At 65.7% G+C, this 24,860-nt stretch carries 20 protein-coding genes; all 20 read right to left on the bottom strand.

Annotated elements, in window-relative coordinates:
* Positions 1–47 precede the first annotated feature (47 nt).
* The gene (gene yjfF, locus QN350_RS11090) at positions 48–1,067 is read right to left on the bottom strand and encodes a galactofuranose ABC transporter, permease protein YjfF (RefSeq protein ID WP_322138095.1); all 1,020 of its coding nucleotides are present in this window, start codon (positions 1,065–1,067) and stop codon (positions 48–50) included.
* Positions 1,064–2,119 (bottom strand): ABC transporter permease, encoded by a 1,056-nt coding sequence (locus tag QN350_RS11085; RefSeq protein ID WP_281535976.1) that lies wholly within the window; start codon positions 2,117–2,119, stop codon positions 1,064–1,066. The genes yjfF and QN350_RS11085 overlap by 4 nt, the downstream gene beginning before the upstream one ends.
* Positions 2,116–3,666, bottom strand: coding sequence for a sugar ABC transporter ATP-binding protein (locus tag QN350_RS11080; protein WP_281535977.1), 1,551 nt, complete (start codon positions 3,664–3,666; stop codon positions 2,116–2,118). Before QN350_RS11080 ends, QN350_RS11085 begins: the two co-directional genes overlap by 4 nt.
* Positions 3,667–3,801: 135 nt before the next feature.
* Positions 3,802–4,788, bottom strand: coding sequence for an ABC transporter substrate-binding protein (locus QN350_RS11075; RefSeq protein WP_322138096.1), 987 nt, complete (start codon positions 4,786–4,788; stop codon positions 3,802–3,804).
* A 266-nt stretch (positions 4,789–5,054) separates the two neighbouring features.
* Positions 5,055–6,146: a sugar-binding protein gene (locus tag QN350_RS11070; protein WP_322138097.1), complete on the bottom strand. Its 1,092-nt coding sequence runs from the start codon at positions 6,144–6,146 to the stop codon at positions 5,055–5,057.
* 92 nt (positions 6,147–6,238) lie between these two features.
* A complete protein-coding gene (gene mmsB / locus QN350_RS11065; protein ID WP_323516380.1) occupies positions 6,239–7,564 on the bottom strand; it encodes a multiple monosaccharide ABC transporter permease in 1,326 nt (441 codons plus the stop codon).
* A complete protein-coding gene (gene mmsA, locus QN350_RS11060; RefSeq protein WP_323516378.1) occupies positions 7,564–9,150 on the bottom strand; it encodes a multiple monosaccharide ABC transporter ATP-binding protein in 1,587 nt (528 codons plus the stop codon). The genes mmsB (QN350_RS11065) and mmsA (QN350_RS11060) overlap by 1 nt, the downstream gene beginning before the upstream one ends.
* A gap of 164 nt (positions 9,151–9,314) precedes the next feature.
* Positions 9,315–10,496: a multiple monosaccharide ABC transporter permease gene (mmsB, locus tag QN350_RS11055; RefSeq protein ID WP_281535981.1), complete on the bottom strand. Its 1,182-nt coding sequence runs from the start codon at positions 10,494–10,496 to the stop codon at positions 9,315–9,317.
* Complete coding sequence (gene mmsA / locus QN350_RS11050; protein WP_281535982.1) at positions 10,493–12,034, bottom strand: multiple monosaccharide ABC transporter ATP-binding protein; 1,542 nt, start codon at positions 12,032–12,034, stop codon at positions 10,493–10,495. The genes mmsB (QN350_RS11055) and mmsA (QN350_RS11050) overlap by 4 nt, the downstream gene beginning before the upstream one ends.
* A gap of 114 nt (positions 12,035–12,148) precedes the next feature.
* Positions 12,149–13,273: a multiple monosaccharide ABC transporter substrate-binding protein gene (chvE, locus tag QN350_RS11045; RefSeq protein ID WP_281535983.1), complete on the bottom strand. Its 1,125-nt coding sequence runs from the start codon at positions 13,271–13,273 to the stop codon at positions 12,149–12,151.
* A 203-nt stretch (positions 13,274–13,476) separates the two neighbouring features.
* Complete coding sequence (locus tag QN350_RS11040; protein WP_281535984.1) at positions 13,477–14,187, bottom strand: L-ribulose-5-phosphate 4-epimerase; 711 nt, start codon at positions 14,185–14,187, stop codon at positions 13,477–13,479.
* A complete protein-coding gene (locus tag QN350_RS11035) occupies positions 14,184–14,315 on the bottom strand; it encodes a hypothetical protein (protein WP_322138099.1) in 132 nt (43 codons plus the stop codon). The genes QN350_RS11040 and QN350_RS11035 overlap by 4 nt, the downstream gene beginning before the upstream one ends.
* Before the next feature lie 179 nt (positions 14,316–14,494).
* The gene (locus QN350_RS11030; protein ID WP_322138100.1) at positions 14,495–15,517 is read right to left on the bottom strand and encodes a LacI family DNA-binding transcriptional regulator; all 1,023 of its coding nucleotides are present in this window, start codon (positions 15,515–15,517) and stop codon (positions 14,495–14,497) included.
* A 98-nt stretch (positions 15,518–15,615) separates the two neighbouring features.
* Positions 15,616–16,308 (bottom strand): cyclase family protein, encoded by a 693-nt coding sequence (locus QN350_RS11025; RefSeq protein ID WP_323502847.1) that lies wholly within the window; start codon positions 16,306–16,308, stop codon positions 15,616–15,618.
* On the bottom strand, positions 16,305–17,678 hold the full coding sequence (locus tag QN350_RS11020; RefSeq protein ID WP_322138102.1) for an APC family permease: 1,374 nt from the start codon (positions 17,676–17,678) through the stop codon (positions 16,305–16,307). The genes QN350_RS11025 and QN350_RS11020 overlap by 4 nt, the downstream gene beginning before the upstream one ends.
* A gap of 176 nt (positions 17,679–17,854) precedes the next feature.
* The gene (locus QN350_RS11015; RefSeq protein WP_322138103.1) at positions 17,855–19,027 is read right to left on the bottom strand and encodes a cystathionine gamma-synthase; all 1,173 of its coding nucleotides are present in this window, start codon (positions 19,025–19,027) and stop codon (positions 17,855–17,857) included.
* A gap of 28 nt (positions 19,028–19,055) precedes the next feature.
* Positions 19,056–20,420, bottom strand: coding sequence for a cystathionine beta-synthase (locus QN350_RS11010; protein ID WP_281535988.1), 1,365 nt, complete (start codon positions 20,418–20,420; stop codon positions 19,056–19,058).
* Positions 20,421–20,588: 168 nt separating this feature from the next.
* A complete protein-coding gene (locus tag QN350_RS11005; RefSeq protein ID WP_322140345.1) occupies positions 20,589–22,559 on the bottom strand; it encodes an ABC transporter ATP-binding protein in 1,971 nt (656 codons plus the stop codon).
* Between the two features lie 154 nt (positions 22,560–22,713).
* Positions 22,714–23,694, bottom strand: coding sequence for a carbohydrate ABC transporter permease (locus QN350_RS11000; protein ID WP_322138104.1), 981 nt, complete (start codon positions 23,692–23,694; stop codon positions 22,714–22,716).
* The gene (locus tag QN350_RS10995) at positions 23,691–24,662 is read right to left on the bottom strand and encodes a carbohydrate ABC transporter permease (RefSeq protein ID WP_134446746.1); all 972 of its coding nucleotides are present in this window, start codon (positions 24,660–24,662) and stop codon (positions 23,691–23,693) included. Before QN350_RS10995 ends, QN350_RS11000 begins: the two co-directional genes overlap by 4 nt.
* Positions 24,663–24,860: the final 198 nt, after the last annotated feature.

The raw sequence follows: 24,860 nt of genomic DNA, 5'->3' as shown, positions 1-24,860 counted from the left end.
CTGGCTCACGCGCGGGTGCCGTGGCCGACACGCTCGCGCCGGACGCGTTATCGACGGCGTGCCGTCAGGACCTTCTGCAGGACGATGAAGACGAGAAGGAGCGCGCCGATGAAGATCCGGGTCCACCACGAGCTGAGGGTGCCTTCGAAGGTGATGATCGTCTGGATCGTCCCCAGCACGAGCACGCCGAGCACGGAGCCGAGCACGAAGCCGTAGCCGCCCGTGAGCAGGGTTCCGCCGATCACGACCGCGGCGATCGCGTCGAGTTCGGTGCCGACCGCCGTGAGGCTGTAGCCCGAGAGCGTATAGAAGGTGAACAGCACCCCGGCAAGACCGGAGCAGAATCCGCTGATCACGTACACGAGGACCTTGGTCCGGGCCACCGGAAGTCCCATCAGCATGCCGGACTGTTCGCCGCCGCCGATCGCGTAGACGGTGCGCCCCAGGCGGGAGTAGTGCAGGACGAGGAACGCGGCCAGGACCACGAGAAGGGCGATCACGACGCTCGCCGTGATGCTCAGGCGCCCGCCGAGCGAGATCCTGGTCTGCGCGAGGCCGACGAAGACGGGGTCCGTGATCGAGATCGAGTCCTTGCTGATCACGTAGCAGAGCCCTCTGGCGAGGAACATCGCGGCGAGGGTCGCGATGAACGGCTGGATCTTGAAGACGTGGATCATCAGCCCGACCAGGAGTCCGAGCACCGATGTCAGCACGAGGATGAGCGGGATCACGACCGAGGCCGACCACCCGGACTGGAGCAGGCTCGCGGCGATCATCGTCGACAGGGCCAGGACGGCCCCGACCGACAGGTCGATGCCCCCGGTGAGGATCACGAACGTCATCCCGACAGCCAGCACGATCAGGTAGGCGTTGTCGACGAAAAGGTTGAGGATCACGGGCCCGGAAACGAAGCCACGATAGCGGCTCCCGCCAATCAGGAAGATGGCGACGAGCAGCACGAGGGTCACGAGGACGGGGCCGTACTTCGGGCTCGTGAAGGCGGACGAGACCCGGCCGAGCAGCCGGCGGCCCGCGTCGACCGGTGCGGAGGAGGTGTCGATGCTCATGAGACGGACGCCCTTTCGGCGGTTCGGGTACCGGGTCGCCCCCGGCCGAGTGACCGGCGCCGGCGGCCGAACGCGGCGTTCGTCGTCGGCGACTGCAGCAAGCAGACGGCCGTCACGACCGCGGCCTTGAAGACCATCGTCGCGATGGGAGGGATGCCGACCGTGTACACCGTTGTGACGAGGGTCTGGATGACGAGGGCGCCGACGAGGGTGCCGAGGAGTGAGTACCGGCCACCCGCGAGGGAGGTTCCTCCGATCACCACCGCGAGGATCGCATCCAGTTCGATGAAGAGGCCGGTGTTGTTGGCGTCGGCCGCCGTCTGGTTCGAGGTCAGGATGAGGCCGGCGATCGCGGCCGAGAAGGCCGAGAAGGTGTACACGGTGACAAGGAGCCCCCGCGACCGGACCCCGGCCTGCCTGCTCGCCTCCGGATTGATTCCGACCGATTCGATCAGGAGACCCAGGGCCGTGCGCCGGGTCAGCAGGGCGGCTGCGGCAAAGATGACGGCCGCGATGACGACGGAGACCGGGACGCCGAGCACGAAGCCGGACCCGATCACCTTGAACGGAGGACTGTTCACGGTGAGGATCTGGCCCTCGGTGATGAGCATCGCCGCCCCGCGCCCGGCCGTCATCAGGATCAGGGTCGCGATGATGGGCTGGATCCCGAGCACGGCCACCAGGAACCCGTTCCACAGACCGAGCACGAGGGCGATCAGGAGTGCGGCGATCACGGCGACCGCGACCGTGCCGATGCTGCCCGGTTCCGGGGAACCGAGGATGATCGAGCACGCGACGGCACCGGCGATCGCGCACACGGCGCCGACGGAGAGGTCGATCCCCCGCGTCGCGATCACGAGCGTCATCCCGACCGCGATGATGAGGGTCGGCGCGCCGTTGCGGGCGATGTCGACAAGGCTTCCGAAGAGATGCCCGTTCTTGACCTCAAGGCTGAAGAAGCCGGGGAAGGCCACGAGGTTGATGATGAACAGGACGAGCAGCATCACCACCGGCCAGAACAACCGGCTCGAGAACATCCGGCTCAGGTTCATCGTGCAACCGCCGTCAGTTCGCCATCGGCGATGATCGCCAGAAGACTGTCGACGGTCAGGTCGTCATTGACGATGTCGGCGACGAGCCTGCGGTCCCGCATGATCGCGATCCTGCTGCTGAGGCGCAGGACCTCCTCGAGTTCCGCAGAGATGAACAGCACGGACATCCCGTTTTCGGCGAGGTTGACCACGAGCTTCTGGATCTCGGCCTTCGCCCCGACGTCGATGCCACGGGTCGGCTCATCGAGGATCAGCAGCCGCGGGGCGACAGCGAGCCACCTGGCCAGCAACACCTTCTGCTGGTTGCCTCCGGAGAGGTTCCTGACGATGGCGTCGGGGTTGGCGGGCCGGATGTTCAGGGCCTGGATATAGCTGACCGCGAGCTCGTCCCGGCGCTTCCGTGAGATCGGGTGAAACCAGCCACGGTCGGCCTGCAGTGCGAGCACGATGTTGTCCCGCACGGTGAGGTCCTCAACGATTCCCTCTGCGCGCCGGTTCTCCGAGGAGTACGCAACCCCTCTCGCGAGAGCCGAGCGAGGGGTTCGGAATCGATGCGGGGTGCCGTCGATCCGGAGCGCCCCGGAGTCCGGCCGGTCGATGCCGGAGAGGATCCGGGCGAGCTCGGTGCGCCCTGAGCCGAGGAGACCGGCGAGCCCGACGACCTCGCCGGTGTAGATCCGGAGGTCGACCGGCGCGATGGACCCCTTCCGTCCGAGCGCCGTCGCAGACAGCAGGGGCACCTCGTCGTCTTCTCCGCCTCCCGGTTCGACGATCCGCCGCTCGAGGGCGTCGAGGATGGCGAGTTCCTTACCGATCATCTTCTGCACGAGATCCAGGCGAAGGATCTCGGCCGTGCGGTATTCGCCGACGAGTTTGCCGTTGCGCAGGACCGTCAGGCGGTCCGAGATCTCATAGACCTGGTCGAGAAAGTGCGACACGAAGAGAATCGCGACGCCCTCGGCCTTGAGCTCGCGGATCACCCGGAAGAGTTCGGCGACCTCGTCGGCGTCGAGGCTCGACGTCGGCTCGTCGAGGATCAGGACCTTCGCGTTGACGTCGATGGCCCGGGCGATCGCGACGAGTTGCTGGACGGCGAGCGAGTGCGAACCGAGAAGCGAGCCGGGATCGATGTCGAGGTGCAGGCCGCGGAGGAGCTCCAGCGCCCGGCGTCGGGTGGCCCTCCAGTCGATGCCGCCGAACCGGCGGGGTTCGCGACCGAGCATGATGTTCTCGGCGACGCTCAGATTCCCGAGCAGGTTCACCTCCTGGTAGACGGTGCTGATCCCGGCGCCCTGGGCCTGGGCCGGTCCCGCGAACGACACCCGGTTGCCGGCCAGCAGGATCTCGCCGCTGTCGGTCGGCCCGCTGTCGATCGGATAGACGCCGGTCAGCGCCTTGATCAGGGTCGACTTGCCTGCACCGTTCTCCCCGAGCAGCGAGTGCACCTCGCCGGGGAACATCCGGAAGCTCACCCCGTCCAGGGCCTTGACGCCGGGAAAGGAGATCGAGATGTTCGTCATCTCGACGACGGGGGCCTGTCCGTTCATTCACGTACTCTCTTCATCGTCTTGTGCAAGCGGATGCCGGTTCCCGGCGGCAGGGTCCGGCCGGCAACACGGCCGGCCGGCCACACGGCCGGCCGGTTCGCGCCGCCGGAGACCATCGAGCGGTGCCGGACCCGCTCAGTACTGACGGGTGGGAAGCGCGGCGGTCGCCTGCTCCCGGGTGAAGGTCGTCTCCTCCGTCAGGATGCGCTTCTCGACGCTCTCGCCGGCGACGACCTTTGTGACGATGTCGACCAGCTGCTTGCCGAGGAGAGGAGAGCACTCCACGATGAAGTTGATCTTGCCGTCGGAGAGGGCCTGCATGCCGTCCTTCACCGCGTCGATCGTGACGATCTTGATGTCCTTCCCAGGCACCTTTCCCGCGGCTTCGATGGCCTCGATGGCGCCGAGGCCCATGTCGTCATTGTGGGCGAAAATCAGAGTGGCGTCCGGGTTGGACTTCAGGAGCGCCTCGGTGACCTGCTTTCCGCCGGCCCTGGTGAAGTCACCGGTCTGCGATGCGACGATCTGGAACTTCGGATCCGCCTTGATGACATCCGCGAAGCCCTCCGCACGGTCGATGGCGGGAGCAGCGCCCGTCGTGCCCTCGAGCTGGATAATCTTGACCGGATCGGTCTGGTCCTTGTACTCGTCGACGACCCATTGGCCGGCCTTCTGGCCTTCCTTGACGAAGTCCGAACCGAGGAAGCTCACGTAGAGGCTGTCGTCCTTCGAGTCGACGGCGCGGTCTGTGAGGACGACGGGAATCCCGGCGTCCTTCGCTTCTTTCAGGACCGCATCCCAGCCGGTCTCGACGACGGGCGAGAACGCGATGACGTCGACGCCCTGGGTGATGTATGAGCGGATGGCCTTGATCTGGTTCTCCTGCTTCTGTTGCGCGTCCGAGAACTTGAGCTGCATTCCCGACGCGGCGAACGCAGCCTGGATGTCCTTCGTGTTCGCGGTCCGCCAGCCGCTTTCCGCGCCGACCTGGGCGAAGCCGACGACGATATCGGCCGGAGCTTTCGCGGCGCCCGTCGATGCGGTGTCCGAGGCAGTGGAACAGCCGGTGAGGGCCAGGAGAAAGGCGCCGACGGCGACCGCTCCGATCATCTTCCTGATCATGTGACTAAACCTCCTTGTTTAGCGTCCCGGCGGAACATTCTGCTGCGTGACTCGGTGCCGGGCGACCAGGTCGTTCTGGCCGATGCCGAAATGTTAGCGCTCACAAGTATGGGTTGACAAGCCCTCCAGATATCTTTTCGATCTCCTTCGCAGAGCGGGTCACGGGCATCCGCGCGGTGATTGTGAGCGCTCATATCCCCTCCCCCTTTCACGCAAACGGAGCCGGCCCCAGACCGGGGCCGGCTCCGCCAGCGGTGCTTGATGCGTTACTTGGTGAGCGGCGCGAGCTTGGGGTCGTTCGCGTAGGCCTCTGCCGCGTTCGCCTTCGTCACGATGACCGGAGGCAGCAGGTAGGCGGGAACGATCTTGACCCCGTTGTCGTACGACTTGGTGTCGTTCACGTCGACGGCCTCACCCTTCTGCAACGCCTGGGCCATCTTGATGGCCTGGGCGACGAGCACGCGGGTGTCCTTGTTGATCGTCGAGTACTGCTCGCCGGCCATGATCGACTTGACCGACTCGACCTCGGAGTCCTGGCCGGTCACGACGGGGATGGGCTTGCCTGCTGCCTTCACCGAGGTGATGATCGCCCGGGCCAGGGTGTCGTTCGGGGACAGGACACCGTCGAGGGCCTTGCCACCGTAGGTGCTGGTCAGGAGCGAGTCCATCCGGCTCTGCGCGTTCTCGGCCTTCCAGCCGGCGGTCGCCGTCTGCTTGATGTCGGTCTGGCCGGAAGCGACGACGAGGGTTCCGTCGTCGATCTTCGGCTGAAGGATGCTCATCGCACCGTTGAAGAAGACCGCGGAGTTGGCGTCGTCAGAGGAGCCGGAGAAGAGCTCGATGTTGTACGGCCCGGCCGCCTTCCGGCTCTTGAGTCCGTCCAGAAGCGCCTGGCCCTGGAGCTCACCGACCTTGAAGTTGTCGTACGCCACGTAGTAGTCGACGTCTGGCGTGTTGAGGATCAGCCGGTCGTAGGCGATCACCGTCGCACCCGCGTCCTTCGCCGCCTTCACCTGGGTTCCGAGCTGGCCGCCGTCGGCCGCGCCGATGATGATGACCTTGGCGCCGTTGGTGACCATCGCGGAGATCTGGTCCTGCTGGTCCTTGACCGTTGTCGAGGCGCCGGCGTACTGCACGTCACCCTTGAACCCGGCCGTCTTGAGGCCGTCTTCGAAGAGGCCGCCGGCGAGGACCCAGTTCTCCGAGGTCTTCGACGGAAGGGCGACACCGATCACCGAGTCCGCGGGGAATCCGGCGGCCGCTGTGGAGCCGCCCGTGGTGTCTGTGCGGGTGGAACACCCGGACAGTGCCATCAGGGCTACCGCTGCGATTGCTGTAGTCGCAAGGAGTTTTCGCATGTTCGATCGCTTTCTACTCAATGTGGTGGAGCAGGGATTGTGATGTACAGGCTGTGGAGCAAGGTCGTGAGGGGTGGAGCGGATGCCGCGGATCAGGACGGCATGCTCGCCGGCGGTCGGGCCGTGTCCGGCGTTCCGGAGTCCGGGACGACCATCGGCGGCTCGTCCGGAGCCGGGGTGGTCTTGCGGTTCCGGGTCATGAACCCGAGGATCGATGGCCGGCCCTGTTTCTTGTTCCAGACATCCACGCCGACGGCGATGAGAAGCACGAGACCCTTGATGATCTGCACCCGGTCGCTTCCGACGCCGAGGAGCTGGAGCCCGTTGTTGAGCACGGCCATCACGAGGCCGCCGATGATGGAGCCCGTAACGGTGCCGATGCCGCCGGATACCGCCGCACCGCCGATGAACACCGCGGCGATCGCGTCGAGTTCCCAGCTGAGGCCGTCCTGAGGCCCGGAGGCGACCGATCGGGCGACGAAGATCATTCCGGCGAGGGCGGCCAGGATCGACATGTTCATCATCACGAGGAAGTTGATCCGACGGGACTTGACGCCGGACATTTCGGCGGCGAGCTTGTTACCGCCGACGGCGTAGACGTGGCGGCCGAAGATCGTATTCCGGGTGATGAACGAGTACACCAGCACGAGCACCCCGAGGATGATGCCGGAGACCGGGAAACTCGTTCCGGTGCGGCCGCCCGCGAAGAGGAAGGTCGCGTAGATGACGACCGCGTCGAGCAGCACGACCTTGACGACGCTCACCCAGAGCGTGGACGGCGTCGAGCCCATGATCCGCTGCACGCGACGCGCCCTGATCTCCCGCCAGATCACGGCGATAACGATGATGAGCCCGAGCAGAAGGGTGAGGTTGTTATACCCGGTGTACGGGCCGACTTCGGGCAGGTACCCCGAGCCGATCGTGGTGAAGCCGGGGGGAACCGGCACGGTGTTGGCATTGCCGATCAGCTGGTTGCCACCGCGGAAGATGAGCATCCCGGCGAGGGTGACGATGAAGGCTGGCACCCCGACGAAGGCCACCCACCACCCCTGCCAGGCCCCGATCAGCATGCCCACGAAGAGGCCGAAGAGGATGGCGAGCGGCCAGGGCAGGTTCCAATCCTTCATGGACGTCGCCACGACGATGCCCACGAAAGCGGCCACCGATCCGACCGACAGGTCGATATGCCCGGCGATGATCACGATGACCATGCCGATGGCGAGGATCAGGATGTACGAGTACTGGCTGACGAGGTTGATCAGGTTGCCGGACGACAGGGTGAGGCCGTTGGTGAGGTACTGGAAGAGCAGGATGATTGCGATCAGGCTGAACAGGATGCCGAACTGGCGGAGGTTTCCCCCGCCGAAGAGCTTCCGGGCACTGCCAGACTCGCTGGTCTTGATCGTCTCGGTTGCCATCAGCTGCGAACCTTCTTTCTGGAGCTGGTCATGCTCTTCATCAGGGTCTCTGGGTCGGCCTCCGCCGCGGGGATGCAGTCCGTGATCGAACCCTCGAAGACCGTGTAGATGCGGTCGGCGAGCCCCAGGAGCTCAGGAAGTTCCGAGGAGATCAGGATCACTCCCTTCCCCTGCGCCGCGAGGTTCTGGATGATGCCGTAGATCTCGTACTTGGCGCCCACGTCGATGCCCCGGGTGGGCTCGTCGAGGATGAGCAGGTCGGGGTCCGTGAACATCCACTTGGCGAGGACGACCTTCTGCTGGTTGCCGCCGGAGAGCTTGCTCACCCCGGAATCGACAGTCGGCGTCTTGATCCGCAGGCTCGTCCGGTAGCCCTCAGCGATCGCAAACTCCTTGCCGTCGTTGACGACGGGCCCCGCCGAGATCTTGGAGAGCTTCGCGGACACGATAGAGCGCTTGACGTCGTCGAGCAGGTTGAGGCCGAGTGCCTTGCGGTCTTCGCTCACGTAGGCAAGTCCGTGGTCGATGGCCTCTGACACGTTCCGGAGTTCGATCTCCTTGCCGTCCTTGTACATCCGCCCGGAGAGGAACGTGCCGTAGGACCGGCCGAAGATGCTCATCGCCAGTTCGGTACGGCCGGCTCCCATGAGTCCGGCGATGCCGACGATCTCCCCGCGCCGCACGGTGAGGCTCGAGTTCTTGACCACCATCCGCTCGGTGACCTGCGGGTGCTGCACGTTCCAGTCCCGCACTTCGAAGAACACCTCTCCGAGTTTCGGGGTGTGATCGGGGAAGCGGCTCTCGAGGCTGCGACCCACCATGCCGCGGATGATGCGGTCCTCGTTGACCCCGTCCCTCACCACATCGAGGGTTTCAATCGTCTTCCCGTCGCGGATGATCGTGATGGAGTCGGCGACCTGTTCGATCTCGTTCAGCTTGTGGGAGATCATGATCGACGTGATTCCCTTGCCTTTGAGGCCCCGGATCAGGTCGAGCAGGTGCTGCGAATCCGCCTCGTTGAGCGCCGCCGTGGGCTCGTCGAGGATGAGCAGCTTGACGGACTTGCTGAGCGCCTTGGCGATCTCGACGAGCTGCTGCTTGCCGACGCCGATGTTCTTGATCAGGGTGTCCGGGTCCTCGCGGAGTCCGACCCGCGCGAGCAACTCGAGGGCGGTCTTCTTGGCCGTGATCCAGTCGATGGCGCCCCACCGGGTCGGCTCGTTGCCGAGGAAGATGTTCTCGGTGATGGACAGCTCGGGGATGAGCGCGAGTTCCTGGTGGATGATCGCGATCCCGGCTTCTTCGCTCGAGCGGATATCCCGGAAGTGCACGGTCGTGCCCTGATAGACGATGTCGCCGTCGTAGGTCCCGTACGGATATACCCCGGAGAGCACTTTCATGAGGGTGGACTTGCCTGCGCCGTTCTCGCCGCAGATGGCGTGAATCTCCCCGGCCTTCACGGTGAGGGACACGTCGGACAGGGCCTTGACCCCGGGGAACTCCTTCGTGATCGATCGCATTTCCAGAATGACCGGCCCGTCCCGCGGGATGGGCTCGTCGTTCATGACGTGCTGGGTGGACATCATTGTGCTCCTTGCGCCAGATGCCACAGATAGTAACCGGCAGTGACCGCGAGCAACAGGCTCGGAGCGGCCACTGCGGGTCACGCTTGGGTAACGGCTGGTCGGAGGCACAAAAAAGCGGGTCGGGCGCCCGAAGACGACCGACCCGCTCTGGGTGGACTACCGGGTCAGCGCCCGCCGGAGCGACGCTTGTTGTAGACGTCGAACGCTACGGCACCGAGCAGGACCAGGCCCTTGATGAGCTGCTGGTATTCCGTTCCGACACCGAGGATCGACATGCCGTTGTTCAGCAGCCCGATGATGAAACCACCGATGATGGCTCCGGTGACGGTACCGATACCACCGGTGACCGCCGCGCCACCGATGAAGACGGCGGCGATGGCGTCGAGTTCGAAGCCGTCACCGGCCTTCGGGTTGGCGAGGTTGAGCTGGGCGGTGAAGACGAGCCCGGCGAGTGCCGAGATGACGCCCATGTTCACGAAGAGCATGAACGTGACGCGCTTGGTCTTGATGCCGGACAGTGCGGCGGCGTTCAGGTTGCCACCGATGGCGTAGATGTGGCGGCCGAAGACGCTGTTCGACATCACGGATGCGTAGACGACGATCAGGATGCCGAGGACGATGAGCACGATGGGCGTGCCGCGGTAGCTCGCGAGCAGGTAGGTGATCCCGATGATCATCGCTGCCGTGAACACCAGCTTGGTGAGGAACCACGCGAACGGCTCGTCCTCGACGTCGTACTTCGCACGGGCCCGGCGCTGGCGGATGCCCTGGAGCACCAGGAAGAGCGTCGCGATGATGCCGATGCCGAGGGTCAACGGTTCGACAGCAGTGGTTCCGCCGCCGAGGTCGGGGAGGAAGCCGCTGCCGAGGGCGCGGAATTCGTCGGGGAACGGCGAGATCTGCTTGTTCTGCAGTGCGATCTGGGTGAGCCCACGGAAGGTGAGCATCCCGGCCAGGGTGACGATGAAGGCCGGTATCCCGAAGTAGGCGATCCAGAAGCCCTGCCACATTCCCACGAGGGCGCCGACGCCGAGGCAGAGGATGATCGCAAGCCACCACGGCACATTCCACTGCGTGATCATCACGCCGGACATGGCGCCGACGAAGGCGACGACGGAACCGACCGACAGGTCGATGTGGCCGGCGATGATGACCATGACCATGCCGACGGCGAGGATCAGGATGTAGCTGTTCTGCACGATCAGGTTGGTGACGTTGATCGGCTTCAGGGTGATGCCGTTCGTGGCTACCTGGAAGAAGATCACGATCGCGATCAGGGCGATGAACAGGCCGATTTGCCGCAGCTGGCCGGCGAGGTAATTGAGTGAAGATCTGAACACGCTCATCGCTTGTCCTTGTCCCTTTCCTGGGTCATGTTTTGCATAAGGAATTCAGCCGTTGTCTGCCCGCGGGCGACGTCCGCCGTGATCCGGCCTTCGAAGATGGTGTAGATCCGGTCGCAGATGCCGATCAGTTCCGGCAGCTCGGACGAGATCACGATGACGCCCTTGCCTGCGTCGGCGAGCCGGTTGATGATCCCGTAGATCTCATACTTGGCGCCGACGTCGATGCCGCGGGTGGGTTCGTCGAGGATGAGGACATCCGGGTCGGAGAACATCCACTTGGACAGCACGACCTTCTGCTGGTTACCACCGGAGAGCTTCCCGGCGAGTGCCTCGACCGTCGGAGCCTTGATGTTCATGCTCTTCCGGTAACCCTCCGCGACGACGATCTCCTGGTTGGAGTCGACCCAGCCGCGCTTGGCGATCTTGTGCATGCCCACCGTGGAGATGTTGCGCTTGATGTCTTCGATCAGGTTGAGCCCGTAGCGCTTGCGGTCTTCGGTGGCGTATGCCAGGCCGTGCTCGATGGCGTTCGCCACCGTGCTCGTGTTGATCTTGACGCCGTTCTTGTAGACGGTGCCCGAGATGTTGTGCCCGTAGCTGTGGCCGAACACGCTCATCGCGAGCTCGGTCCTGCCTGCGCCCATCAGCCCGGCGATGCCGACGATCTCGCCGGCCCTGACGGTGATGTTCGCGTCCTTGACGACCCGGCGCTGGTGGTCGAGCGGGTGGTAGACGTTCCAGTCTTCGACCCGGAGGAGTTCCTCGCCGATGTTCGGCGTGTGGTCGGGGTAGCGGCTACCGAGGTCCCGGCCGACCATGCCCTTGATGATGCGCTCCTCGGAGATGTCATCGGTGTGCATGTCGAGCGTCTCGATGAGCTTGCCGTCACGGATGATCGTGACCTCGTCGGCGATGGCCTTGATCTCGTTCAGTTTGTGGCTGATCATGATCGAGGTGACGCCCTGGCCCTTGAGGTGCTTCATCAGGTCGAGCAGGTGCGCGGAGTCCTCATCGTTGAGTGCTGCGGTCGGCTCGTCCAGGATCAGGAGTTTGACCTCCTTGGACAGGGCCTTCGCGATTTCCACGAGCTGCTGCTTGCCGACGCCGATGTCGCGGATCTTGGTGATCGGGTTGTCCTTGAGACCGACGCGGGCGAGCAGCTTGGCCGCCTCCATGTTGGTCTTGTTCCAGTCGATCCAGCCGTTGTTCTGCTGCTCGTTGCCGAGGAAGATGTTCTCAGCGATGGAGAGGAACGGGCTCAGCGCAAGTTCCTGGTGGATGATGACGACGCCAGAGGCCTCGGAGTCATTGATGGATTTAAAGGCGACCGTTTCGTTTTCGAAGACGATCTCGCCGTCGTACGTGCCATGCGGGTAGACGCCGGAGAGCACCTTCATCAAGGTGGACTTTCCTGCACCGTTCTCGCCGCAAATCGCGTGAATGTGGCCTCGCTTCACCGCGAGGGAAACGTCCTGGAGGGCTTTCACTCCGGGAAAGGTTTTCGTGATGCTGCGCATCTCGAGAATATTCGTTGTCACCGTTACTTCTTCTTCCGGTGGAGAGAGGGTGGGTGGTGGTTGTGGTGCGTTCGGTGCTGGCAGTGGGGGGGGGGGGGGGCGCCCCCCCCCGCCACTGCCTGTGGAGAGAAGGACCTACTTGAGGTCGGCTTCGGTGTAGTAACCGGTGTCGACGAGCAGTGCCTTGTAGTTGTCCTTGGTGACGACCTGAGGAGCGAACAGGAAGGTCGGGACGACCTTGACCTTGTTGTTGTAGCTCTTCGTGTCGTTGACCTCGGGGGTCTTGCCGTTGAGCAGGTCGTCAGCCATCTTCACGGCCTCGTCGCCGAGCTGGCGCGTGTCCTTGTAGATGGAGGAGTACTGCTGGCCGGCGATGATCGACTTGACCGAAGCGGCCTCGGAGTCCTGACCGGTGATGATCGGGAGCTTGTCGGTGGCGTATCCCGAGCTCGTCAGAGCCGAGATGATGCCGATGGAGAGACCGTCATACGGGGAGAGAACGCCGTCGACCTTGGAGCCGTCGGAGTAGGTGCTCGCGATGAGGTTCTGCATCCGCTTCTGGGCGGTCGCCGGGTCCCAACGCAGGGTGGCCACCTGGGTGAAGCTGGTCTGGCCGCTCTTGACGACGATGACGCCCTTGTCGATGTAGGGCTGCAGGACGGAGATGGCGCCGTTGAAGAAGAACGTGGCGTTGTTGTCGTCCGGGCTGCCGCCGAAGAGCTCGACGTTGAACGGGCCGGTCTTGCCGGTGTCCTTGCCGTCCTTGTCCAGCACACCGAGTCCGGTGAGCAGGCTCGTGGCCTGCAGCACGCCGACCTCGTTGTTGTCGAAGGTGGTGTAGTAGTCGACGTTCTTGTTGCCGTTGATCAGGCGGTCGTACGCGATGACCTTGACGCCGGCCGCTGCGGCCTGGTCAAGCTGGTCGCTGAGCGCGGTGCCGTCGATCGACGCGATGATGAGGATCTTCGCGCCCTTCGTCAGCATGTTGCTGATCTGCTGGACCTGGGTGGGGATCTTGTCTTCGCCGTATTCGAGGTCGACCTTGTAGCCGAGCTTCTCGAGGGAGGCCTTGACAGCGTCGCCGTCCTTGATCCAGCGCTCGCTGGACTTGGTGGGCATTGCAACGCCGACGAGTGCGCCGGCGTTGGAGCCCGCTGCAGCGGTGGACGTGGCGGTGTCGCCGCGTCCGCCGGAGCAGGCAGCGAGGGAGAGTGCGAGTCCAATGGCAGCGATGCCTGCGAGGACCTTACTTGTCTTCACTGAATTACCTTTCGTGGATCTGTTATCAACTCTGATGGCAGTTGTATTGGTGCTGCTATGTGATTACAGGCCTGGTGCCCATGGGTAGTCGGCCTGGTTCCAACGCACCTAGCGGGTGAAATCCCGACGGGTGGTGGTCTTATCGATCACGAGACGCTCGGTGCGAGCGATCTCGGCGAAATCGTGGTGTTTGAGAGCGGGCATTACTTCAGCGCTCCCTGGGGTGCTTGTCCGTAGACATTCTGATAGCGGTTGAAGAGGGAGTCGATCGCGGCCTGCGGGATCGGGATGAGTTCGCCGCCCTGCCTGGCGATGTGCACGGTACGCGCGACGTCCTCGACCATGACGGCGGCCTTGACGGCGTCGCGGGCGTCCTTGCCGATCGTGAAGGGGCCATGGTTCTGCATCAGCACGGCGCGGGACCGGTGTCCCGTGAGCGCTTCGACGATGCCGCGGCCGATCGTGTCGTCCCCGATGATCGCGAAGGTGCCGATCGGGATCGGGCCGCCGAATTCGTCGGCCATGGCCGTGATCACGCAGGGGATTTCCTCGCCGCGGGCGGCCCAGGCGGTCGCGTATGTGGAGTGCGTGTGCACGACACCGCCGATCTCGGGCATGTTGCGGTACACGTAGGCGTGGGCGGCCGTGTCGCTCGACGGAGAACGGTCGGATCCTGGGGTGCCGGGAATGACGGCACCGTCGAGGTCGCACAGGATCATGTTCTCCGGGGCGAGGTCGGCGTAGTCGACGCCGCTCGGCTTGATCACGAAGAGGTCTGCGCCCGGAACGCGGCCGGAGACGTTTCCGCCGGTCCAGACCACGAGGCCGTTGCGGGTGAGTTCGGCGTGGAGGTCGGCGACATCGGCGCGGATGCGGGCGATCGCGACCTCGATCTGGGGTCCGTAGGTGCTCATGCGAACGCCACCACACCCGTGGAGAATCCCGCGTCACGCGTGAGGGCGTTCGGTCGGCGATCGCCTCCGATGACAGACGTCTCGGCGGATGCGTCGGCTGCGGGCGCGGCCTGTGCGTTCTCGATCACGAAATTCGACTCCTTTGTCATGCGGTGCAGAGGCCATGCGCATCTGCGTACTTACGATGTCACGAAATGTGAACGGTCACAATCGCTTTGCTCACACTACGCCCGCAGTGGGCATTCTTGTCAAGTCGCGGCGAAAAGTCGGTGGTTGCGTTTTGATAACCACGCCGTAACGGCCGGATTCAGAACGCGGGAGGGCCTGTCGAGCCTCGAACGATGAGTTCGGGAATGATCGAAGCGCGGAATTTTTCCGGGTCTTCGCCGGCGATCGTGCCGAGCAGGAGGGCGATGCACCGGCGGCCCAGTTCCGCGAAATCCTGGCGCACGGTCGTGAGCGGCGGCCAGAAGTGTGCCGCCTCCGGAATGTCGTCGAAACCGACGATGCTCACGTCCCGCGGAATGTCGAGACCCGCGTCCCTGACGGCGTGCATGATCCCGAGCGCCATCTGGTCGTTCGAGGAGAAGATGGCGGTGAAGTCGCGCTGTCTGAGCAGCTCCCGCCCGGCGTGATAGCCGAAGTCTGCCGTCCAGTCCCCGAGGATCGGGGCGGTCGTCGGCACGTCCATCGCCCCCATCTCTTCCAGGAATCCGCGCATCCGCGCCTCAGCCTCGATCCAGTCCTGCGGCCCCGCAAGGTGGAAGATCCGCCGGTGGCCGAGGTCGATCAGGTGCCGTGTGGCCAGTCGTGCGCCGTGGATCTGGTCGACGGAGAGCGCGTGCTCGCCCAGCCGGCCCGTCGACTGGAGGGTGACGTACGGCACCTCGATCGAGAGTTGCTCGAGGACGTCGAAGACGCGGACCTGGGGGGCGATGACCACGATCCCCTCCACCGACTGGTACATCAGGTGGTCGAGTGCCGCTTCGATCGAGACCGTGTCGACGGCGGTCAGGTTGGCGGTGTTCACGTAGTAGCCGGCTTCCCGCGCCGCATCCTGAATCGCGTTGATGCTGCTCGACGGGCCGTACTGGGCTCCGGATGCCGACAGCACACCGATCGTGCGCGACCGCCCCCTCGACAGCGCCCGCGCCGCCCGGTTGGGCCGATACTGGAGCTCCTCGATCACCTGCAGCACGCGGGCCTTGGTCGAGTCACGAATGCTCGGATGCTTGTTGAGAACCCGTGACACGGTCTGATGCGAGACACCGGCGAGGCGTGCGACATCCCGGATGCTGGGGGCCCGGCCAGTGGGCGGTTCGGCAGTCATCGGGGCCTCGTCTATGAGCACGGTCACAAAACATCTTGCACCCCCAGTATGCACTGCCGAGGGGTCGCGATGTGACGGTCACATGGCCAGAATCGTGCCTATTCGACGGGGTGGCGTGCCCGCGCGAATGCTCGCACCGGAAAGGTGCCGAAGCCCTCGATCTTCGGCGGTACCGCCGAGAAAGTCGCTCCGGAGGCCGGGACGTCGCCGAGACCGGTGAGGTGCTCGACGATGTGGATGCCGGCGGAGAGCAGTCCGGAATGGGCGGGCCGCTCCCGGCTCCCCTCAGTGTCGTCGATGTTGAGCGAGTCGATCCCCACGAGCGCGACGCCCGCAGCGACGAGGAATCCAACTGCCTCTTCGGCCAGGAATGGAGCCCCCACCCTGTACTCCGGGGTGCCGAAGTGGCGGTCCCAGCCGGTATGGATGAGCACGGCCGAACCCGTCAGATCGGAGGCGCGCTCGCTAAATGCCGCCGCCGGAATGCCGCGAGTCGAGGCATCCGTCAGATGGAATACCTCGGCGGGGAGGTCGACGAGGGTGTTGAGGTCGAGGCCGGCGAGATCCGTCCCGCCCTCGTAGCGATGGAATGGACTGTCGAGGTAGGTGCCCGTGTTGCCGATCAGGGTGATCGTGTCCATGGCGAACTCGGTGCCGGGTGCGTAGGTCGAGCGAGACGCGGCGCGGGTGAGGAAGGGCTCGATGACGGGAGCAGGCAGCCCCGGGTACGTCACGAGGCCTGCCCGAATGGTGTGGCTGAGATCGATCAGGCGGGCACGGGTGACGGTCATCTGTTCTCCTGGGCGGTTCGGGTCGGGCGAGGCCGTGTCGAGCGGGCGCGTTCGGGCGCAGTTTGGCGTGCGGGCGAGCGAAGGGTGTTCCTCCGACGCTTTTTGACCCGGCCGATGACGACGGCGACGAGGGCGAGCACGGCCGGAACGAGGAGGTTCGGTCCCGCGAGCACGAGCAGCGCGCCGGTGAGGGCCACGCTCACCGCTGCGAGCCACCAGCCAAGGCTGTAGCGGTCCAGGAGGCGCACGGCGGCGATCATGCCGAGGGTGTAGATCGCAACCATGGAGCTCGTGTGGATCAGGATGAAGACCGAGAGGGACAGATGCTGCGTCACCATGATCGTGAAGTACCCGCCGGTGAGCACGGCGACAACGGTGAGGCTCCGACGCGGAACGCCACCCGCTTCGACACCGCGGGCCAGCCAAAGCGGAAGGTCGCCGTCGCGGCCGAGCGAGGCTCCCAGTTTGGCGAAGGCGCCCAGGTACACGTTGAGCACACCGAGTGCGACGATCGCGGCGATCACCGCGACCGAGACCGGGCCGACGCCGCCGGGCGCCTGGGCGACGAGGGCGAGCAGGGGTACGGCGCCCGTTCCCGCGGCACCGCCGAGGACGGCGACCGTCACGTACTGCAGCGCGAGGTAGGCAGCGCCGACGACCACGAGCGCGATCGCCGTCGCCGCCGGAATGACCCGCCGAGGATTGCGGAACTCCCCCGCGATATGGGTTCCGACCTCCCAGCCGGCGAAGGCCCAGACGAACAGGCTGACGGCGGCGCCGACGCCGGTCCAGCCGTGGGTCAGGAACGGCTGGAAGTTTCCAGGGTCTGCGGCGGGGAAGGCGACGGCGACGACGCCGATGACGATGACGAGCAGCGCTCCGGTGAGGATGAGCTGCGCCGCCCCGGAGACCCGCACGCCGAAGTAGTTGGACACGAACGGCGGAACCAGGATCAGGAGTGCGACCACCGGCACGGCGCCAGGGTCCACCCCAAGGATCGCGACGACGTATTCCGCACCGAGCATGGCGACGACCGGTGCGCCGAAGCCGACGCCGAAGAAGAACCAGTAGCCGGTCATCCGCGCCCAGGTCTGGCCGAGGGCCGTGCGCACGTAGCTCGCCACGCCGCCGGGATCCGGGTATCGGGCGGCGAGGGCGGCGAATGTGCCGGCGAGCGGGATGGACAGCACGAAGACGATCAGGACCGCGAGGAGGGAGGCTGGCCCGGCCGCCCCCGCCGCAAGTCCCGGCAGAACGAGGATCCCGGTGCCGAGAACGGCGGCGATGTAGAGCGCGGTGCCCTGAATGAGACCCAGGCTGCCGGTGCGGATGGGAGCTGGGCTCGCGGGGGCATCCGCCGGCGTGGTCATGCTCCTATGCTGCCGGACGGCCAGGGCCCCGCGAAATGGCAGACGAGACACTCTCCACCGATTTCCTGCCAACTTGCGGCCCGCCGCCGCCTAACCGATTCGACGGAGATCTTCGATTCTGAACCGGTTAAGCGGGCCTCTCAGGTACCAAAAACCCATAAACTCCGTCGAATTCATCAGGGGCGGGCGAGGCGGGCGACCTCGGCGAGGGCTGTGTCGAGGTCGTTGATCAGGTCGGCCACGTCCTCGATTCCGACGGAGAGGCGGATGATGTTGTCCGCGACTTCGAGTTCGGTGCCGCGCACCGAGGCGTGCGTCATCTCGGCCGGATAGTTCACGAGCGACTCGACCCCGCCGAGGGACTCGGCCAGCTGGAACAACTTCGTGGACTCGGCGAAGACTCGTGCTGCCGCGGCCCCGCCGGTGAAGGCGATCGAGAGCATGCCGCCGAAGCCGCTCATCTGGCGCTTGGCGAGTTCGTGGCCGGGGTGGTTCGGCAGGCCGGGGTAATAGACGGCGTCGAGGACCGGGTGGCCGTCGAGGTGCTCGGCGATCGCCTGGGCGTTGGAGCAGTGCCGATCCATCCGCACGGACAGGGTCTTGATGCCGCGCACGGTGAGCCAGGCGTCGAGAGGAGCGGAGACCGGTCCGGTCGCGAACTGCAGGAACTGGGCCTTCTCGTACAGCGCGTCATCGTTGATCACGAGGGCGCCGCCGAGCACGTCGGAGTGGCCTCCGAGGTACTTGGTGGTCGAGTGCACGACGACATCGGCGCCGAAAGCCAGCGGATGCTGCAGCGCCGGGCTCGCAAAGGTGTTGTCGACGATCACGGTGACGCCGAAGCGGTGCCCGATTGCGGCCAGCGCGCCGATGTCACTGATCTTCATGAGGGGGTTGCTCGGCGTCTCGACCCAGAGGATCTTCGTCTCGCCGGGGATGATCGCGGCCTCGACGGCGGCCAGGTCAGACATCTCCACGGTCGTGTTGCGCACGCCCGCCGCGCCGTGCACCCGGTTGATCAGACGGTGCGTCCCGCCGTACACGTCGTTGCCGAGCACGATGTGGTCGCCCGCGGTGACGAGGGCACGCAGGATGGTGTCCTCGGCGGCGAGGCCGCTCGCGAAGGACAGGCCGTGCGCGCCACCCTCGAGGGCGGCGAGCAGGGTTTCGAGCACGGTGCGGGTCGGGTTGCCGCCCCGGCTGTACTCGTAGCCGCCGCGGAGTTCGCCGATGCTCTTCTGGACGTAGGTCGAGGTCAGGTACACCGGCGGGATGACCGCGCCGGTGGTCGGGTCGAAGGCCTGTCCGGCGTGGATGGCGAGGGTGTCGAAATTCGGGGTGCTGGGCATCCGTGGGTCCTTAGGTAGTGGGGGGCGCTCAGGCGCTGAGGTAGGTGAGGAGGTCGTGGCGGGTGATGACGCCGAGGGGCTTGCCTTCGGCCGTGACGAGGAGGGCGTCGTCGTGGGCGAAGGCGGCGCGGGCGGCGGCGACGGGTTCGTTGACGCCGATCATCGGCAGGGAGTCGCCGACGTAGGCGCTGATCTTGTCGGTGAGGTTCGCCTCGCCGGAGAAGACGAGCTCCATCAGGTGGCGTTCGTCGATCGCGCCGAGCACTTCGCCCATCACGACCGGCGGCTTGGCGGTCAACACGAGCAGCTGTGAGACGCTCGAGCTCGTCATGGCCTCGATCGCGTCGCGCACGGTGTCGATCGGGTGCACGTAGACGAAGGCAGGCAGGGTGCCGGTCTTGCTCTCGAGGAGGTCTGCCACGGTGTGCCCGGCCGGGGCGTTGCTGAAGCCGTAGCTGCGCATCCACTTGTCGTTGAAGATCTTGCCGAGGTAGCCGCGGCCTCCGTCGGGCAGCAGGACGACGACGACGGCGTCGGCCGGGAGGGTCGCCGCCGCGCGGAGGGCCGCAACGACGGCCATGCCGCTCGAACCGCCGACGAGGATGCCCTCTTCGAGTGCTAGGCGCCTGGTCATGGCGAAGGAGTCGGCGTCGGAGACGGCGATGACCTCGTGCACGACGGCGGGGTCGTATGCGGCAGGCCAGAAGTCCTCGCCGACGCCTTCGACGAGGTAGGGCCTGCCGGTGCCGCCGGAGTAGACCGAGCCTTCCGGGTCCGCGCCGATGATCCGGACGCCGTCCCCGGAGACCTCGCGCAGGTAGCGCCCGGTGCCGGTGATGGTGCCGCCGGTGCCGACGCCCGCGACGAAGTGGGTGACGGTGCCGTCTGTGTCGCGCCAGATCTCGGGGCCGGTCGACTCGTAGTGGCTGAGCGGCCCGTTCGGGTTGGCGTACTGGTTGGGCTTGAAGGCGCCGGGAATCTCCCGGGCGAGCCGGTCGGAGACGCTGTAGTACGACTCGGGGTCGTCGGGGGCCACGGATGTCGGGGTCACGACGACCTCGGCGCCGTAGGCGGTGAGCACGTTGCGCTTGTCCTCGCCGACCTTGTCCGGCAGCACGAACACGCACCGGTAGCCGCGCTGCTGCGCGACGAGGGCGAGTCCGACGCCGGTGTTTCCCGAGGTGGGTTCGACGATGGTGCCACCGGGCAACAGCAGGCCGTCGCGCTCGGCGGCATCGATGATGCGGGTGGCGATCCGGTCCTTCGCGGAGCCGCCCGGGTTGAAGTACTCGAGTTTGACCAGCACGGTCGCGCTGATCCCTTCGGTGACCTTGTTCAGTTTGACCAGCGGCGTGTTGCCGATGAGGTCGAGGATGGTGTCTGCAATCTTCATGGAAGATCCTTCGTCGAGGTGTCGTGAATGTCGCCGAGCGGCCTGGGGCTCACGCGCGGGACGGGCGAGGAGTGTTCGGGGAGTGTTCGGTGGGGCGTCAGGGGTCGGTCAGCGAACCGGACACGACAGACAACACGGACACTTCAGACGGACGAGCACCCTTCAACTCTAGTCCCGCTCTTCGGACAGCAGGCTGGGCGCACTCAGGCGGGCGCCCGGCGCGGGCGCCCGGCTCTCGATGGGACTCGGGCCCGCGACCTGCTCGGAGTAGAGGCGCGCGTAGACGCCGTCCGCAGCCAGCAGGCCGGCGTGGGTGCCGCTCTCGACGATCCGGCCGCCGTCGACGACGAAGATCACGTCGGCCGCGACGATCGTGGAGAGTCTGTGGGCGATCGCGATCGTGGTGCGGCCGCGGGACGCGGTGTCGAGTGCGGCCTGGACGACGCGCTCGGAGATGGCGTCGAGTGCGCTCGTCGCCTCGTCGAGGATGAGCACCTCCGGGTTCTTCAGGAGTACGCGCGCGATCGCGATGCGCTGTTTCTCGCCGCCGGAGAGCCGATAGCCGCGCTCACCGACGACGGTGTCATAGCCGGCGGGGAAGGACGCGATCGTGTCGTGGATGCTCGCGGACCGGGCCGCGGCCTCGAGTTCGTCCGCCGTGGCATCCGGTTTCGCGTAGCGGAGGTTCTCGGCGATGGTCGCGTGGAAGAGGTAGGTCTCCTGGCTCACGATGCCGATGTGGGAGACGAGGGACTGCTGGGCAAGGTCGCGCACATCGATCCCGCCGAACAGGACCCGCCCCGCCGTCGCCTCGTAGAAGCGGGGAATCAAGTAGGAGACGGTCGTCTTACCGGCCCCGGACGGTCCGACGAACGCGGCGAACTGGCCGGGCTCGATCGTGAACGAGACCTGGTCGAGGGTGGGCCGGGACTCGCCTGCGGCATCCGGATAAGCGAAGGTCACGTCGTCGAACTCGACCCGCCCGGTCGCGGGGCCGCTCTCGGGCACGGCGAGCGCGGTCGGGGAATCCTGGATCGCGGGGACGAGGTCGAGGTACTGGAAGATCCGCGCGAAGAGGGCGCTCGAGGTCTGCAGGTCGAGGGCGACGCGCATCAGCCCGAGCAGCGGGAACAGCAGCCGGGACTGGACCGTCGTGAACGCGACGATCGTGCCGGCGGTGATGTCTGCGGAACCGTTGCTCATCAGCAGGCCGGCGACGAGGTAGACGATCGCGGGGATGCTGGAGAGGAAGATGCTGACCATGGCGAAGAACCATTGGCCGCTCATCTGCTGGCTGACCTGCAGTCGCACCTGGTTGTCGTTCTCGTTCGAGTAGCGGCCGATCTCAGCCTGCTGCCTGGTGAAGCTCTTGGAGAGCAGGATCCCGGAGACGCTCAGGGTCTCCTGGGTGATCGCGGTCATGTCCGAGAGCGATTCCTGCGTTTTGGCGGCGATCCGGGCGCGCACCTGGCCGACGCGGCGCTGGGCGATCACGAGGATCGGCATCAGGATGAGGGCGACGATCGTGAGCTGCCAGTCGAGCAGCAGCATCGCGACGAACGCGGCGAGCACCGTGACGGCGTTGCCGAGCAGGCTCGAGATGGTGTTGGTGAGCACGCTCGCGACGCCGCCGACGTCGTTCTGCAGTCTCGACTGGATGATCCCGGTCTTGGTGCGGGTGAAGAAGCTCAGCTCCATGGCCTGCAGGTGGGTGAACAGTCGCACCCGCAGGGAGCCCATCACGGTGTTGCCGACGCTCGCGGTGAGCCAGGTCTGCCACACCCCGAGCAGCTGGGAACCGAGGTAAATCGCGATCATGAGCCCGACGAGGGTCGCGAGGTGCGGCAGGTTCGGCACTCCCCCCGGCGGGAACAGGCCCTCGTCGAAGGCACGCTGCACGAGCAGGGGCGGCACGACCGACAGCGCGGCGCTGATGATCACGAGAACGACGGTGATGGTGAGGGCTGCGCGGTGCGGCGCGAACAGCGCGGCGATGCGGCCGAGCAGGTTCGGGATCCGCGGTGCTTCCGCGTTCTCGGCGCGCTGGGCGACCGGGTCACCGCCGCTGATCCGCCCGCGCGGGCGTCCGTACTGTCCAGGCCGGCCGGAGGGGGCTGACCCGCCGCCGTGGCCGTGCATTGCACTCATGCAGCCAGCCTAAGCGCCGCCGCGGCGACATCCGCTCGCCTGCACGGCACGCAACTGTGCCCGTGGCGGACAACTGTTCCCGGTGCGAGGGAAACAGTTGTCCGTAACGGGCACGGTTGTCGATCGGGCGGATGCCGGGGCCGGGTCAGCCCTTCGTCGAGCCGGCCAGGAGCCCGCGCACGAAGTACCGCTGCAGGCTGAAGAACACGATGAGCGGCACGATCAGCGACACGAAGGCCGCGGCCGTCAGGCGCTGCCAGTCCTGGCCCCGGGTACCGGTGAGTTCGGCGAGCCGCTGGGTGAGCGGGGCGACGTCCGGGGTCCCGCCCGAGAAGATCAGCGCAACCAGCAGGTCGTTCCAGACCCAGAGGAACTGGAAGATCGCGAAGGACGCGAGCGCGGGCACCGCGAGCGGCAGCACGATCCGGAAGAAGACCTGGCCGTGGCTGGCGCCGTCGACCCTGGCCGCTTCGATGACCTCACTCGGGATCTCGGAGATGAAGTTGTGCAGCAGGAAGATCGCCAGCGGCAACGCGAAGATTGTGTGCGCGATCCAGACCGGAAGGTAGTTCTGGGCCGGGATCATCGGGATCAGATGGTGCAGCGCCTCCTGACCGGGCTTCAGGATCGCGGTGAACATCTGGAGCAGCGGGATCAGCGCGAGCTGCAGGGGCACGATCTGCAGCGCGAACACGAGCACGAAGAGGGCGCCGCTGCCCTTGAACTTGATCCAGGCGAAGGCGTACGCGGCCATCGAGGCGATCACGAGCGGGAAGATCGTGGCGGGGATCGCGATCGCGAGGGAGTTCACGAAGTACGCGCCGAGCTGCGGGGATGACTGCGAGGTGGAGAGCAGCACCTCCCTGTAGTTGTCGAGCGTGAAGCCCGGGTTCTGCAGGATGGTCCACCACCCCGTCGTGGTGATCAGCCCGGCGGGCCGGAAGGAGGAGACGAACAGGCCGAAGGTCGGCAGCGTCCAGAGGATCGCGATGACGAGCGACACGACCGTCGCCGTGCGCGACGTGAGGCGCCGTTTCACCCTGGCCGACTTGGTGCCGACGGTGACGACCTCGAGGGCATTCTTCTTGGTGCCGACGATGGGCAGGTCGACTACGTTGTCGCTCATCGGATCTCCCTCTGCTTGCGCATGATTCGTACGTTGTAGATGACAATCGGCAGCACCATCAGGAACAGCACGATCGCGAGCGCGGCGCCACGGCCCTGCTCACCGGCTCGGAATGCCTGCGTGTACATCTCGTTGGCGATGACGCTCGTGTTGAAGTTACCGGCGGTCATCGTGCGCACGATGTCGAAGACCTTGAGGGTGGCGATCGAGATGGTCGTGATCACGACGACGAGCGAGCCGCGGATGCCGGGGATCGTCACGTTCGTGAACCGCTGCCAGGCGTTGGTTCCATCGAGTTCGGCGGCCTCGATCTGCTCGGTCGGGACCCCCTTGATTGCTGCGGAGAGGATGACCATGGCGAATCCGGTCTGGATCCAGATCATCACGATGATCAGGAGGAAGGTGTTGATCGGCGAGGTCTGGAGCCACTGCACCGGCTGGCCGCCGAGCCAGACCACGATCTGGTTCAGGAGGCCGATCTGGTCGCTTCCTCCCGACTTGTAGTCGTAGATGAAGCGCCAGATGATTCCGGCGCCGACGAAGGAGATCGCCATCGGCATGAAGACGAGGGCCTTGAAGTATTTCTCTCCCCGGGACTTGTCGATGAAGACCGCGTAGCCGAGGCCGATGGCCGTTGAGATCGTCGGCACGACGACAACCCAGATCAGGGTGTTGCCCAGGGTGATCAGAGCAGCCGGCTGGGTGAACATCCAGACGAAGTTCTCGGCGCCGACGTAGGCACCCGAACTGTTGGTGAACGCCAGGAGGGAGGTGCGGAATGCCGGGTAGATCAAACCGGCAAGCAGTAGGAGGAGGGCGGGCGCGATGAAGAAAGTCAGCTGCCAATAGTCGCGCCCGCGTTTGGGCGCCCTGTCTATCAGGAAAAGCAGGAGACCAATGACAAGCGCGAACGCTGCCAGTGCCCCCACTACCTGGATTATCTTTCCGAGTAAGTCTGCGGTCGTCATTGGCCGGTCCCTTCAATCGTGCGCGAAGCGGTCGTGCGAGGGGTCGCGTGGAGGTCTTGTGGGTGGTGCAGGTGGTGCGTGAGGCGGGTGGCGGGGGGCCCCCCCCGGGGGGGCCGGCCCCCCGGCTCACGAAACAGCATCCGTTCGCACAACCGAAAGAAGTCGTCATGCCAGTCATCTATCACACCGTCGTCGGGG

This window comes from Cryobacterium sp. 10I5 (assembly GCF_035019865.1).
Lineage (GTDB): Bacteria > Actinomycetota > Actinomycetes > Actinomycetales > Microbacteriaceae > Cryobacterium > Cryobacterium breve_A.
Note: the sequence above shows the minus strand (reverse complement) of the source record. Positions and strands in the feature narration are given on the sequence as shown.